The sequence below is a fragment of the uncultured Campylobacter sp. genome, from assembly GCF_938039245.1.
GTDB lineage: Bacteria > Campylobacterota > Campylobacteria > Campylobacterales > Campylobacteraceae > Campylobacter_A.
In genome coordinates, this window is record NZ_CALHVN010000013.1 from 1 (window position 1) to 13,681 (window position 13,681).

At 45.4% G+C, this 13,681-nt stretch carries 14 protein-coding genes; 2 read left to right on the forward strand and 12 right to left on the reverse strand.

Going from position 1 to position 13,681, the window contains the following annotated elements; all coding sequences use genetic code 11:
• Positions 1-324: dihydroxy-acid dehydratase (locus Q0218_RS02490; protein ID WP_297965938.1), on the forward strand; the 324-nt coding region annotated here is incomplete at its 5' end.
• Between the two features lie 889 nt (positions 325-1,213).
• On the opposite strand, the gene Q0218_RS02495 is transcribed toward Q0218_RS02490, so the two are convergent.
• The 8 genes from Q0218_RS02495 to Q0218_RS02530 all read right to left on the reverse strand — a co-directional run bounded on the left by Q0218_RS02495 (position 1,214) and on the right by Q0218_RS02530 (position 8,038).
• The gene (locus Q0218_RS02495; protein WP_366517409.1) at positions 1,214-2,032 is read right to left on the reverse strand and encodes a DUF4231 domain-containing protein; all 819 of its coding nucleotides are present in this window, start codon (positions 2,030-2,032) and stop codon (positions 1,214-1,216) included.
• Positions 2,033-2,085: 53 nt separating this feature from the next.
• Positions 2,086-2,562 carry a TIR domain-containing protein gene (locus Q0218_RS02500; RefSeq protein WP_297965939.1) on the reverse strand — a complete coding sequence of 159 codons (477 nt, stop codon included), beginning with the start codon at positions 2,560-2,562 and terminating at the stop codon, positions 2,086-2,088.
• 10 nt (positions 2,563-2,572) lie between these two features.
• Entirely contained in the window at positions 2,573-2,977 is a 405-nt protein-coding gene (locus Q0218_RS02505) for a TIR domain-containing protein (RefSeq protein ID WP_297965941.1), read from the reverse strand.
• Between the two features lie 841 nt (positions 2,978-3,818).
• Entirely contained in the window at positions 3,819-4,964 is a 1,146-nt protein-coding gene (locus Q0218_RS02510) for an iron-containing alcohol dehydrogenase (RefSeq protein WP_297965942.1), read from the reverse strand.
• 79 nt (positions 4,965-5,043) lie between these two features.
• Entirely contained in the window at positions 5,044-5,172 is a 129-nt protein-coding gene (locus Q0218_RS02515; RefSeq protein ID WP_002943393.1) for a hypothetical protein, read from the reverse strand.
• A gap of 8 nt (positions 5,173-5,180) precedes the next feature.
• Positions 5,181-6,308 (reverse strand): cytochrome d ubiquinol oxidase subunit II, encoded by a 1,128-nt coding sequence (cydB, locus tag Q0218_RS02520; RefSeq protein ID WP_297965943.1) that lies wholly within the window; start codon positions 6,306-6,308, stop codon positions 5,181-5,183.
• Entirely contained in the window at positions 6,292-7,821 is a 1,530-nt protein-coding gene (locus Q0218_RS02525) for a cytochrome ubiquinol oxidase subunit I (RefSeq protein ID WP_297965945.1), read from the reverse strand. The genes cydB and Q0218_RS02525 overlap by 17 nt, the downstream gene beginning before the upstream one ends.
• Before the next feature lies 1 nt (position 7,822).
• Positions 7,823-8,038, reverse strand: coding sequence for a DUF4492 domain-containing protein (locus Q0218_RS02530; protein ID WP_295141954.1), 216 nt, complete (start codon positions 8,036-8,038; stop codon positions 7,823-7,825).
• A gap of 134 nt (positions 8,039-8,172) precedes the next feature.
• Between Q0218_RS02530 and Q0218_RS02535 the strand changes: the two genes are divergently transcribed.
• Positions 8,173-9,837, forward strand: a complete 1,665-nt coding sequence (locus Q0218_RS02535) for a CTP synthase (protein ID WP_297965947.1) — start codon at positions 8,173-8,175, stop codon at positions 9,835-9,837.
• Positions 9,838-9,859: 22 nt separating this feature from the next.
• Here Q0218_RS02535 and Q0218_RS02540 read toward each other — a convergent pair whose 3' ends face one another.
• The 4 genes from Q0218_RS02540 to Q0218_RS02555 are packed head-to-tail and all read right to left on the reverse strand — an operon-like array spanning position 9,860 to position 13,637.
• Positions 9,860-10,702 carry a hypothetical protein gene (locus Q0218_RS02540; RefSeq protein ID WP_297965948.1) on the reverse strand — a complete coding sequence of 281 codons (843 nt, stop codon included), beginning with the start codon at positions 10,700-10,702 and terminating at the stop codon, positions 9,860-9,862.
• 3 nt (positions 10,703-10,705) lie between these two features.
• Complete coding sequence (locus Q0218_RS02545; RefSeq protein WP_297965950.1) at positions 10,706-11,479, reverse strand: ABC transporter ATP-binding protein; 774 nt, start codon at positions 11,477-11,479, stop codon at positions 10,706-10,708.
• Positions 11,473-12,528 (reverse strand): iron ABC transporter permease, encoded by a 1,056-nt coding sequence (locus Q0218_RS02550; protein WP_297965951.1) that lies wholly within the window; start codon positions 12,526-12,528, stop codon positions 11,473-11,475. Before Q0218_RS02550 ends, Q0218_RS02545 begins: the two co-directional genes overlap by 7 nt.
• Positions 12,525-13,637: an ABC transporter substrate-binding protein gene (locus Q0218_RS02555; protein WP_297965953.1), complete on the reverse strand. Its 1,113-nt coding sequence runs from the start codon at positions 13,635-13,637 to the stop codon at positions 12,525-12,527. Before Q0218_RS02555 ends, Q0218_RS02550 begins: the two co-directional genes overlap by 4 nt.
• Positions 13,638-13,681: the final 44 nt, after the last annotated feature.

Here is a 13,681-nt window from a genome sequence, read left to right on the forward strand (position 1 = left end):
ACGAGCCTAATCATGGGGCGAGGCCTGGGCGCGGACGTGGCGCTGATCACGGACGGCAGATTTAGCGGCGCTACGAGAGGGCTAAGTATCGGGCACGTAAGCCCGGAAGCTGCCGAGGGCGGCACGATCGGTCTAATAGAGGACGGCGATATAATCGACATCGACGTGGATACGTACGCGATAAACGTGCGCCTAAGCGAGGCCGAAATCGCTGAACGCAGAGCTAAATTTAAGCCGATTGAAAAACCGCTGCCGTTTCGCTGGCTACGGATGTACCGCAAGCTTGTAACAAACGCTAGCAACGGAGCGATTTTGGAGGCGTAATGCGCCTCAAATTTTAAAATATGCCACCGTAAATTTGATCAAATTTACGGTGGTTTTGCTAAATTCTCGCGCGATTTTTATTGGTAAAAGCCTCAAATTTACTTCGGCTAGGCGCATCTAATACTTAGCCGTGATATTAGAATAGTGAGGTGCTTTGCGGTTGTTTGCAGACGACAAGCTCGATCCAGTATGACGCGAGAAATAGAGGCTTTGAGGTGCTTAAAACCTAGTAGATCGGACCGACACTACGTTTCATTGTTAAAAACCTTAAGTTTCTTGATTTTAGGCACGGCGGGCTTTGTTCTATTTTTGCCTTGTTTCATGGTAGCGGGTCAATAATCTTGTCTTATTTGCAAAGTGAAATCTGCCACGCCTAGCCGTTCTTTTGCTTATATTTTTGCGATTAAATTTCATGATTTGAACAGGGTTTTGCTAGTGCGTTTATAAAAACTTTAGCTATGTTGTTTTGTAGATAAACTGCCGAAAGCGAAGTAGTACTGCGTTAAAATTTGGGCAAAATTTGGCGAACATGCTGTTAACTTTTTGTATGACGTTACGACTAGAGCAAAAGTTACGAGTGAACAGGCATACGAAAATCTATTTGTGTTTATCATAGTACTTATTTTAAAATCGCTGCTAAAATTTGTAAGTTTCTATGAGTATCACTCCTCCCCTAGCACGTACGTGCTGCCAGGCTTGTAAATGGATGCCGCCACACCGTCTTCTTATGCCCTCGTTTCACCACTGGCTTTTTTGTGCTCCTTATGCAGAAACTACATAAGATGGTTATTGCAGCGTGTTTTTCAGTTTGCACAGAAGAAAGCTTCTTGAGTCTCGACTACGTTTTTTGAGGCTATAGAGTAGATCGGCTATTAAAATTTATAAAAATTCAAACATCTCTCCGTGCAGCCCATTGTGTATGCTCACGGCTAAAAGCATTTTCTGCATCTCCTACAAATTTGGAAAACTCATCTTCAGTATTTATTCTTTCTAATTGTTCATTAATAAACCCTATTTCATGAGCTGTTAATGCATAAGAAGCCGAAAGTTCAGTAAATCGTTTTGCCTGCATCCAGCTTAAAAGGCTTGCTGCTAGTGCAATAATTACATCTACAGGCAAATAAATAGGATTAATTCCCGTAACTTTTAGTATTGCCAGCACTACCCCAATGAAATTAGCAATAACTAAACCCAAAAAAAATGAATTTGCCTTTTTCTTATTAAAGGCAGCTTTTTTAGCGTACCATTCCCTCTGATCTCTTATCCGTTTCTCACAGTAATTGTTTTTGCGATTATCTAAAGATGAAGAGCGCATTTCTTGCATTACATCCGTAAACTGCTCTTGATCGGCATAGTCTGTCAATTTGCTACAAATATCCTGATTTTGTTCAAAAATCATTTTTAATGATTGTTTAAAGTCATTCTTGGCTATCGAATCTTTAGTTTGGAACGGCTCTGCCCTACTAACATAACGCCAAGTAATAGTTTTTACTGATTCGGCAACTGCGCGACCTGCATACCAATAGCGATCCGGTTTAGCTCCCCATAGATAAGCAGAACAACCTAATGCAGAAACTAGGGTCAATAACTGCACGGCATATATCCATTTATTAGTAATATTAATAGTTGACAAAATAGCCGCTACAATAAGTACAACTAAATGAATCATCAATATGCAAAAAAATGCTTCTGCGAATCTAGTGATAATTTATCTGCTGAACGATACAGCGCAGGAAAATCTTGTTCTTCCATTAATATCTCCTAAATTTTATATCCTAATTCTTGATAAACTATATCCTTATAGTACCAATTTCCATTATCGTTCATTTGATAATTCTTTAAGGCATATGCGATAATTTGAGGAGAAAATGATACAAAAATAGCACCAATATCCTGGATTATTTTAGGACAAGTATTTGGATTCATGTAACGAGTGCCATCAAGATTGACGCCAATAATGCGGCAATCTTTTTCCAAGGCAACTTCTAGTTCCCAACGTACATATTTATGTTTGGATTTTGTATCTTGCCCAATTAAAGAAATAAAAGTTCCAGCCATATTTATACGCTCCCTGCATTTCCTTTTAATATACGCCTCATTTTCGGAATTAATTTCCTGAGCCAACTGGCAATCAACAAAATTAAAATCAATTTTTGAATTATTTTTCCAAGCGGACATAAGCCAATAAGAACGAATATCTGTGCTGCTGAAGCCAACAAATGTTCTAGGTAATCCCATTTTAGCCCCATTATTTAGCATATTCGCGAATAGCCTGAACAATTGATTCGGTATTCCAACGAACATTTACAATTGAATTATCAAAAACAACTCTGGAAATTCGTTCTTGTCCACGAGGAATAATGCCCACAATAGGAATATCTAACTCTTTCGCAGTTTCTATTTCCCATTTCATCCAATCACTATGACTTGTATAGATGCCAGCTAGAGCAAGGACTATATTTGAATTTTCAATTCTTCTTTTTAACACCGATTTAATATATTTTGCATTTTCAGAGTTAATAGGTTCCTCTTTTGTTGCTTCATTTGGCTTATAGAAAAAATAGTTTCTGCTATCAAGCAATTTATAAAGTGATTTAAGGTCATCAGAATGATCCCAAGAATGACTAATAAAAATATTGTATGTTTTAGCCACGAATAACTCCTCGTTAATTAAAATTTAAATGAGATTGACTAGACGTAAAGCATTTACTCCTAGAATAACCTCGCCACATACCCCACCAACCTGTCCTGTTTTTCCATCAACTATGGCTAGCAAATCTTCACCAGTGAGCAGACTTTGCGGCGTCTGCTAAATTTACGGCCAAGTAGTAGCACCTCTTCGGCAAGTTTATTTTACTCTCGTCTTTTAGGGCTTTTATCGCTTTTTCGACCTCTTTTTATCTGTGTTTAGTGCCTGAACCATCTTGCCAGCTTTCATCGGCTCGGATGCCACTAATAGTTTCAGGATTTGCTCTTTTATTTCTCTATTTGGACTAAATTTACGATGACATTATAGCGAATAGACTTTATATAATCCAGCAAAAAATCTATTTGACGGATGTAAAATTTATAGTGAGAGTCTAAGTGCTTTGTTTTGGATTATTTGTAAAATTGAGCCACCCAAAAGACGGTTTAAATTTAAATTTCCAAGAACAAGAACTTTATTTGCTTCATCTTCTCTTGTTGCGACATAAAATTTGCCCTCCTTTACACTTATAGCCTCTTTAAAGCTCAGCGCATCCGTCCCTAAACCACCCTCCTAAAAGTCGCAGAGCTAGTATGGCGGATACGTCCATTTGAGTAAAATTTAAAGCTGCAAAATCGCCGATTTCTAAAATTTGAGCCGGTTTTTGTAACGGCAAACTAAGTCCGCTTTGCCGAAGCGCCAAACCTCCGAATTTTGCTTACGATGGTTAAATTTATGCCCGCGCATAAGCCTTAAAAATTTTATGGATCTTGCTAGCACTGAATTTAGCCGCACGATTTACTCAAATTCACTTTGCCAGCTCAAAAATCGCTTTGATATTTTCCTTCGTATAGAGCTTATCTTTGCGCCAGTTTGCCGCGTAGTCGTAGGCTAAATTTACGACTTCATCTAGCGTTTCGCCCTCTATACCGACGGCTTTTAGGCTAACGGGAGCGCCGATTTTGCTAAGCCATGCTTTAAAGGCGGCGATGCCTTCGTTAGCTGAGTTTACGCCGAAAATCTCGCGCGCAAAACGCTCGAACGCGCCCAAATTTCGGCTCTTATACCACTTCATCCACGCAGGCATTATGACTGCTAGACCAGCTCCGTGCGCGCAGTTTACGACCGCGCTCATGGCGTGCTCGAGCATGTGGTTTGGGTAGGAGTAGCCGTGCGTGCCGACGTATGTTAGTCCGTTTAGCGCCATCGTCGCCACCCAGGCAAACTCGGCTCTAGCATCGTAGTCGTCGGGGTCAGCTAGTAAAATTTCGGTCGTTTTCATCACGGTTTTGATGTTGGCTTCGATGTAGAGGTTGATGATGCTAGGCTGCACGCTTGCGGTGAAGTAGCCCTCGATGCTGTGCGCGATGACGTCGGCGGCGGAGTAGGCTAGATACTCGCGGCTCACGCTAGCTTGTAGCTGCGGGTTTACGACCGAGACTAGCGGATATAGGACGTCGCCGTGGATGGAGAATTTTTGCTTCGTGGCTTCGTTTGTTACGACCGCGCCCGAGTTCATCTCGCTACCGGTTGCCGCAAGGGTAATGACGTCAAAAATTTTTAGCGCGCGGCTCGGGTTTTTACCAGTGAAAAAGTCCCACACGTCGCCCCCATATAGCGCGCCAGCGGCGATGGCTTTAGCGCTATCTAGACAGGAGCCTCCGCCTACGCTTAGCACGCTATCGGCGTTAAATTTCCTAGCTAGCTCGATGCCTTCGTAAACTTTGCTTAGCACGGGGTTGCTAACTACGCCGCCAAGCTCTATAAACTCTATGCCGTTTTCTTTTAGGCTTGCCGTGACCTTGTCAAAGAGTCCGTCTTTTTTGATGCGGTCGCTACCGTAGATCAGTAGGGTTCTTTTAGCGTCAAATTCGCGCATATAAAGCCCGATATTTCGCTCTTTATCTCTGCCGAATTCGATTTTTACGGGGTTATGAAAAGTGAAGTCAAACATCTCGTTCTCCTTAAAATTTTAGCTTCATTATAGCGACAAAAGCTAAAATTTAAGTAGAACGAGATTTGCAAATCAGCGCTTATTCGCGCAAATTTCCAAAGTATTTGTCGTCGTTTTTCTCGACGTGTTTGATGTTAAAATGGACGAATTTATATCCGCCAAAAAGCGCCAAAACCCAAAGAAAAAGAAAAACTATCGCTTCTATCATTTTTATCCTTAATATGCGTGATGATCGCGCTCTATCTCGCTTGCGGTGATCTTTTTGCTATCCATCGCGCGCCAAACCGCGACGATATAGCCCAAAACTACGGGTACCAAAAAGCTTACGTAAAACATTACGTTTAGCGTGTAGCGGCTGGAGCTCGCGTTTTTGATAGTTAGCGAGCTTTGTAAATCGCTAAACGACGGATAAAACGCCGTACCGTTTAGCCCCGATATCAAAAATAACGCGGTAACTACGAGCACGACACCCGCGCCAAAAGGCACGATGCCGTAGATGCTTTTCGTAAACGCGCCCTTAAATACGCCAAACAGCACGCCGCAAACGCCCGCGACCGCCGCAACGGCTATTATCGGCATATCGGCGAAATTACGAGCGTATTTAAACGCGACTACGGAAACTTCGCCCGCTTCGTCGTAACCAAAGCCCGGCTTACTAAGCACCCAAGCGGCAAAAGCTAGAAAAAACGGTAAAAACAAAATCGTATTTTTTAGCGCCGCTTTTCTGGCGCTAGCTCTTATCTCCTCATCGTCGATGTTGTTGATGAGGTAGAGCGCTCCGCCCACGCGAGAGAGAAAAAATACCGCGATGCCTAGCGGATAGAGCATGATATTGCCCAGCGCTTCAAGTCCGCGAAACGGCGTTTGCCACTGTACGAAGTTGTGCTCGTTTAGTAAAAAATCGCTTCCAGAAAAAAACGTGCTAACCGCCATGCCGATGAGTATAACGCCCAAAGAGCCGTTGATGAAAAGGAAAATTTCATAGGTTTTTTGGCCTAGGAAGTTGTCCGGTTTTTTGCGGTATTCGTAGCTCACGGCTTGGAGGATAAAGCAAAACAAAATCGCCAGCCACACCCAGTACGCGCCGCCGAAGCTCGTCGCATAAAACAGCGGAAACGCCGCAAAGCACGCGCCGCCGAACATTACGAGCGTGGTAAAAGTAAGCTCCCATTTGCGCCCGATAGAATTTATCACCATGTCCTTTTGAAGCTCGTTTTTGCAAAGCCCGAAAAGCAGCGTCTGCCCGCCCTGAACGAACATCATAAACACTAGCAAACCGCCTAGCAAGCTAACTACGCACCACCAGTAAATTTGTAAAAATTCTAAACTAAGCATGGTTTTCAAATCCTATTTTTATCTGTTTTAGCATGATTTTTATCTCGGCTATCAAAAGCGCCGTAAATAAAACGGCAAATAACCAGAACGAAATTTTGACGTTGGTGTCGGCTAAATTCGTCGCTCCCACCCCCACCGTCATGAGATCTTGCACGACCCACGGCTGGCGCCCTACTTCGGCTACTATCCAGCCCGCCTCGATCGCTACCAGTCCTAGCGGGATACTAAATACGCACGCCCACAGCAGCTTTTTGAAATTTTCGATATCGTTTGCCATCGTAAGATACGTAACGACCAAAAACAACGCTAAAAAGTAGGTGCCAAGAGCCACCATCAAGTGAAAGCTATAAAACGTAGTGCCGACCGGCGGTACGGCGCTTTCCGGAGATTTTAGGTAGCCGTAGCCTAGAAATTTCATATTTTGAGCCAGAGTTTGCTCGGCTTGCTCCATCGCGGCTTTATCGCCCGATTTTTTAGCGGCGTTGTAGCTAGCTAGTGCGCTAACGGCTAGCGAGCCTTTGGCCATCTTGCTTGCGACGCTTTCTATATTTTGCGCTTCGTTGCCGTAGACTAGATCCTCGATGCCCGGAGTAAAGCTATCAAATTTTCTAGTAGCCATGATTCCAAGCGCGTAAGGCACTTTTAGTTCGAGTAAAAACGTGTCCTTGCCGTCGCCCGATTTTTTAGACGGATCTAGCACGCCCATCGCGACTAGGCCTGCGTTTTGTTCGCCTTTATAAAGGCCTTCCATCGCGGCTAGTTTCATCGGCTGGGTGTGCGCGACCTGATATGCGCTCTCGTCGCCGCTAAACATCAAAAACAGCGAGGTCGCAAGCCCGAAGCTCGCCGCTACGACGATTGATTTTTTAGCCATGACTAGGTGGCGTCCCTTTAGGATAAACCACGCCGAAATGCCTATAACAAAAAGCGCGCTAGCGACGTAGCCGCTAGTTACGGTGTGTAAAAATTTGATGATGCCTACCGGGCTAAGCGCTACCTCGAAGAAATTTTCCATTTCCATTCTAGCCGTCGCGGGGTTAAATTTCATACCCACCGGATACTGCATCCAGCCGTTTGCGATAAGGATCCAAAGCGCGCTCAAATTTGAACCGATAGCCACGAGCCAGGTCGAGACGAGGTGAAATTTCTTGCTAACCTTATCCCAGCCGAAAAACATAACGGCAAAAAACGTCGCCTCCATAAAAAATGCGAGCAAGCCCTCGATAGCTAGCGGCGCGCCGAAGATGTCGCCGACAAACCAGCTGTAATTAGCCCAGTTGGTGCCGAACTCAAATTCCATTATGATGCCCGTAGCTACGCCGATGGCAAAATTTATACCGAAGAGTTTTAGCCAAAATTTGGTGATTTTTAGCCACTGCTCGCTACCGGTTTTGACGTAAATGCTCTCCATAATGGCGATAATAAAACTAAGTCCCAGCGTGAGCGGAACAAACAAAAAGTGGTAAATCGCGGTGAGCGCAAACTGCGCGCGCGACCAATCGACCGAAGCGATTTCAGACATTTTATTCCTTTGTCAAATTTGAGATTACGAAGTCGGCTTTGGCCTCGTCGCTCTCAAATTTCGAATTTAAACTTTCATCAAAGATAAATACTTTTAAAATCCCGAACATTATGAGCAGCTTGATGGCTATGACGAGCCACAGGCTCTTTCCGAGTTTCATATTCCTAAAGCCGTCGATATACAAAGACGAGATGTTTTTGAGATATTTTTTAATCATAGCTTAATATACTACAGAAATTTAACTTAAAACATTATTTTAAAGTTTCCGTTTTATAAATTTTTTTCTTTAGCTATCAAGCGTTTATAAATTTTAAATAAGGTATAATCACGCAAAAAATTAAAGGGCGCGATATGCAAAAAAATCCAAACGAAACAAAGTATATTTTTATAACCGGCGGCGTGCTAAGCTCGCTAGGAAAGGGCATCGCGGCGGCTTCTATCGCCACGCTTCTTAAAAATACGGGCCTAAAAGTAAGCATGCTAAAAGCAGACCCCTACATCAACGTAGACCCCGGAACCATGAGTCCGCTCGAGCACGGCGAGGTTTTCGTCACCGATGACGGCGCGGAGACGGATCTGGATCTTGGGCACTACGAGAGATTTTTAGACGAGAGCCTAAGTCAGGATAATAACTTTACGACCGGCCGCGTCTATAGCTCCGTTATCGAAAAAGAGCGCAGAGGCGATTATTTAGGTAAGACGATCCAAGTCATCCCGCACATCGTGGGCGAGATCGTCGATCGCATCAAAAAGGCGGGCGAGGGTCGCGACGTATTGATAGTAGAGATCGGCGGTACGGTGGGCGACATCGAGGGTTTGCCGTTTTTGGAGGCTATCCGCGCCCTTCGCATCGAGGTCGGCCGCAAACGCGCGATGAATATCCACCTAACGCTCGTGCCTTTCATAAAAGTTGCGGGCGAGCTAAAAACTAAACCCACTCAGCACAGCGTCGGCGAACTGCGCCGTATCGGCATTAGCCCCGATATGATCATCTGCCGCGCCGAGCAGCCGCTAAACCGCGAGCTAAAAGATAAAATAGCCGCTAGCTGCGGCGTAGAGCGCAACTGCGTCATCGAGAGTATCGACTCGGCTAGCATCTATCAGGTGCCTCTCGCGTTTTATAATCAAGATATTTTGACCCCGATCGCCGAAATTTTAAATTTGGGCGAATTAAAGCTTGATATGCGTAACTGGGATAGCCTAGTTAAGCGCATCATCGCGCCGACGAAAGAAACCACAATAGCGTTCGTCGGCAAATACGTCGATCTAAAAGAGAGCTACAAGAGCCTAACCGAGAGCATAATCCACGCGGGCGCGAGCCTTGATGCGAGGGTAAATTTAAAGTGGATAGATAGCGAGAAAATCGAGCCTTCAAACGTCGATGAGCTACTTAAAGACGTGGGCGGCGTGCTTGTCGCCGGGGGTTTTGGCGAGCGCGGCGTGAGCGGCAAGATCGAAGCAATCAAATACGCCCGCGAAAACGGCGTGCCGTATCTTGGTATCTGCCTAGGCATGCAGCTAGCGCTCATCGAGTTTGCCCGCAACGTGCTAAAGCTCGAGGACGCAAATTCGGTCGAATTTAAGCCAGGGTGCGTAAATCCTATCATCTATCTCATCGATAGCTTCATCGACGCGCACGGTCAGACGCAGATCCGCACGCACCAAAGCCCGGTTGGAGGCACGATGAGGCTTGGCGCTTACGCCTGCGACGTGAAGCCTGGCTCGCTACTAAGCCAAATCTACGACGGCGCTAAAAGCGTCAAAGAACGCCACCGCCACCGCTACGAGGCAAATCCGAAATATAGAGCCGAATTTGAAGCAAACGGCCTGATAGTTAGCGGCGAGAGCGACGGGCTGATCGAGGCCGTCGAGCTTAGCTCGCCTGCGGCGGGCGCTAAAAACTCGCATCCGTGGTTCGTCGGCGTGCAGTTTCATCCGGAATTTACTAGCCGTCTAACAAATCCGAATCCCGTAGTTTTAGGCTTTATCAAAGCTAGCCTAGAAAAATCGAAATAACCGAATTTAGAGCCGCTCGGCTCTAAATTTTCTTTTTTGCGACAAATTTATCCAAGATTATTTTTACGAATCTTTCGGTAGAGTTTTTGCCGTAGCTAAAATAAAGACTAGGCTCGATAAGCTCGACTTCGTTGATTAAAATTTTATCTTTTGCGCCGATTAGATCTATCCTTGCGTAGACGGGATGGAAGGTAAGCTTAGCTAAAACGTCTCGCGCGATGTTTAAAAAGGCTGCAGTCGGCTCTACGGAGCTAATTTTAACGCCGAAATTCGAGTTTGCCCTATAATCGTCGCTAGCGGGCGATCGGCGTACGGCGTGAGAAAAAACGCCGCCTAAAAATATCAAGCAAATTTCGCCGCTAACGGCGATCTCTTCGATAAAGGGCTGAAGCAAAGCCCCGTTTTTATATTTGCTTAAATTTGATATTTCGTCGATTTTGGCTACGCCGTTGCCGCTCTGTCCGACGAGCGGCTTTATCACGCCGTCCGGACAAATTCGCCTTAGCTCTTCTATATTTTCATCGCCGCTTAAAAGCGTGCTAGGGATCGCGGGAAGTCCTAAAGCCTCAAGTTCTAAGAGGTATTTTTTCGATAAATTCCAGCGCACGATCTTGGCGTCGTTTATTATCTTCGCCCCGCTTTTTTCAAGCTCGCCCAAAAACGATAAAAATTTAGCCGCGTCTAGGCTGTAATCCCAAGCCGCAAGCGGTAAAATCAAAGAATCTTCGTCTAGAGAACCGACGCCTAAATTTTGCCACGGCACTATCTCGCACGGCGCGCCGCCGTCGCTAAACGCGCGGCTTAAATTTCGCAAGTCCTCGTTGCCCTTTGCGTAAGCAAGGCAACTTAAGATAAAAATCCTCACGCGCTACTCTACCCCAAACGCCGACTTTGCGACTACGGCCGGTACGCCGGCATCGTCGTAAAAAATATCCACGTTTACTTTATAAAGCTCTTGTATCAGCTCTTTAGTTATGGTTTTTTTAGCTTCGCCTTTGGCTTTTATCTTTCCGCCGCTTAGTAGCAACACCTCGTCGCTAAACTGCGACGCTAGCGATAAATCGTGCAGTATCATCACGGTAGTTATGCCGTGCTCGCGCGTAAATTTCCTGACGCAGTCCAAAAGCACGCATTGATGGTGCATATCAAGAGCCGAAACAGGCTCGTCCAAAAGTAAAATTTTAGGCTTTTTGATAAGCACGGAGGCAAACATCACCATCTGGCGCTGGCCGCCTGAGAGCTGCATCACGTCGCGACCGGCTAGGTGCAAAATCCCTAGTTTTTTCATTATCTCTACGGCCGAGTTTATTTGCTCGTCTTTTAGATAAAGCCCGAGACTATCCATAAGCCCTAGCAAAACGACCTCAAGAGCCGTTAAACTCGCGTCTACGTAGCTATCTTGGGGCATGTAGCCGATTTTCTTTTTCCACGAGAAATGGTTTTTGAAATTTAACCTCTCGTCGCCGAATTTAATCTCGCCCTCATAGCCCATCTCGCCGAAAATCGCGCTTATGAGCGTAGTTTTGCCTGCGCCGTTGGGCCCCAGTACGGAGTAAACCTTGCCTTCTTCAAAGCTAGCGTTTACGGCATCTGCCGTGCAAAGCGAGCCGCGGTATATCGTTAAATTCTTAAGCTCTAGCATACGTTTTTCCTTGAAAGGATGATCCAGAAGAAAAACGGCACGCCCACAAACGCCGTGATGATGCCGACCGGAAAGAGTCCGCCCGGATTTATAACCTTAGAAAGTACCGACGCAATCGACAAAAACGCCGCACCGACGAAGATAGTAGTAGGCAGGAAAAATCTCTGATCCTCGCCGACTAAATTTCTAGCGATATGCGGAGCGACCAGGCCGATAAAGCCTATAACGCCGACGAAGCTAATTACCGTAGCCGTCATAACCGAAACTATAAGCAAAATTTTAATCCTAAGAGCGGATAAATTTACGCCCATGCTTTTGGCTCGCTCTTCGCCCAGTTTCAAAGCCGTTAGCGCCCAAGTATTTAGCATCAGTAGCGATATGCATACGACCGTTACGACCGTAGCGACGGCCAGCGTACTCCATTTAGCCTTTTGGAGGCTACCGAACAGCCAAAACAAAATCGCCTGCGAAATCTCGGGCGCGGACAAAAATTGCACCAAAGAGAGCATAGACTGAAACAAAAACAAAAGCGCGATACCGACTAAAACCAAAGTAGCCGATCCAAATCGCCTCATCATCGAAAATAAAAACAGTATAGACGCCGCTAGCATCGTCATAACAAACGCACCGATAGGCACGGCGTAAATTTGAGGCAGTCCAAACGAACCAAACGCCATCACCAGCGATGCGCCAAACCCTGCCGCCGCGGCAAGCCCCAGCGTATAGGGGCTTGCCATCGGGTTGTTTAAAAGCGTCTGTATCTCTGCGCCGCCCGCTCCCAAAGCCGCGCCTACGACTAAAGCCATAAGCGCTACGGGAAGCCTAATATCGTAAACGATGTGGTATAAAAATTTATCCTGCTCGCCGCCTAAAATCGGCTGTAAAAGCGTATCTACGACTTCTTTTGGCGAGAGCATAGCAGGACCGGTACCGATATCAAACACCATCGAAATAAGACCCACGACTATAAAGCTCAAAATGATGATTAAGCGCTTAAATTCGCGCTTTCTATGAGCCTTTACGACCTCTTCGGAGCTTATTTTATTCATTTTTCATCCGCTTGGATAGCTATGGTTCCGACTGGAACGACAGGTAGGTACTTTTTGTGAAAATCAACGTAGGTCTTTATCGGATCTACGTCTTTAAATAGCTGCGGATACAAAGCTTTTGCGATATATTGCACCATCGCCATATCCGCAAGAGTTCTTGACGCGCCCATATATAGGCCGTATAGGCGGTTGTTTTTGATAGCCGGAAGCTCCGACCAACCGACGCGTTTTTTAAATCCGTCCAGTCTTTTTAGCGCTTCGGCTTTATCTATGTTTATGCCCATTACCATCGCGGTAGGTTCTTTTTTTAGTTCGGTTTCGCGGCCTGTTATCATTATAACGTCGGGCTTTGCGGCTATGACTTGCTCGGCGTTGATGGGCGACCACTGCTCGACTAGATCGGCCGCGATATTATCTCCGCCAGCTAGATCTATCAGCGAACCCCACATATCTTTACCGTAGGTTATGCCTATATCCTCAGGACCGCCTCGACCGAATTCTATGTAAATTTTAGGCTTAGGCAAATTTGCTTTTGCGATGCGGTCGCCTACTTCTTTTACGGTATCTTCGTATAGTTTAGCGATCTCGTCCGCCCTTTTTTCCTCGCCTAAAATTTCGCCTAAAATTTTAGTGCTTTTTACGTGAAGCTCAACCTTCTCGCGGTTATAATCAAGCACGACGATTGGGATATTTAGATCGGTTAGAGGCTTTAAATCAGGCTCTAGCACGTTATACTGCCAAGATGCGAGTATTAGCAAATCGGGTTTTAGAGAGATAACTTTTTCTACCGAGAACGTGCCGACCTCTACCTCGCCGAAGTCCGCAAGCTTATTTAGCTGCGGTAGGGCTTTGCTATATAGATCCCAGCTAGCAGGCGTCCAGTCCGTCCAAACCTCTTTTGAAAAGCCCACGACTTTATCCAAAGCCTTAGTGCCGCCGACGGCTAAAAAGTCGGTGTAGTAAAAGCCCAAAGCTATGCGTTTAACGGGTAAATTGACTTTTACCTCGCGACCCAAGACGTCTTTTATGACCTTAGTTTCGGCCGCCGCTTGGGTTGCCGAAAATACTGCAAAAAGCACTAATAGCGCTTTTAAAAAAGTTCTTTTCATATCGTTCCTTTTTTGTTGAAATGAGAGCGCAATAATACATAAAT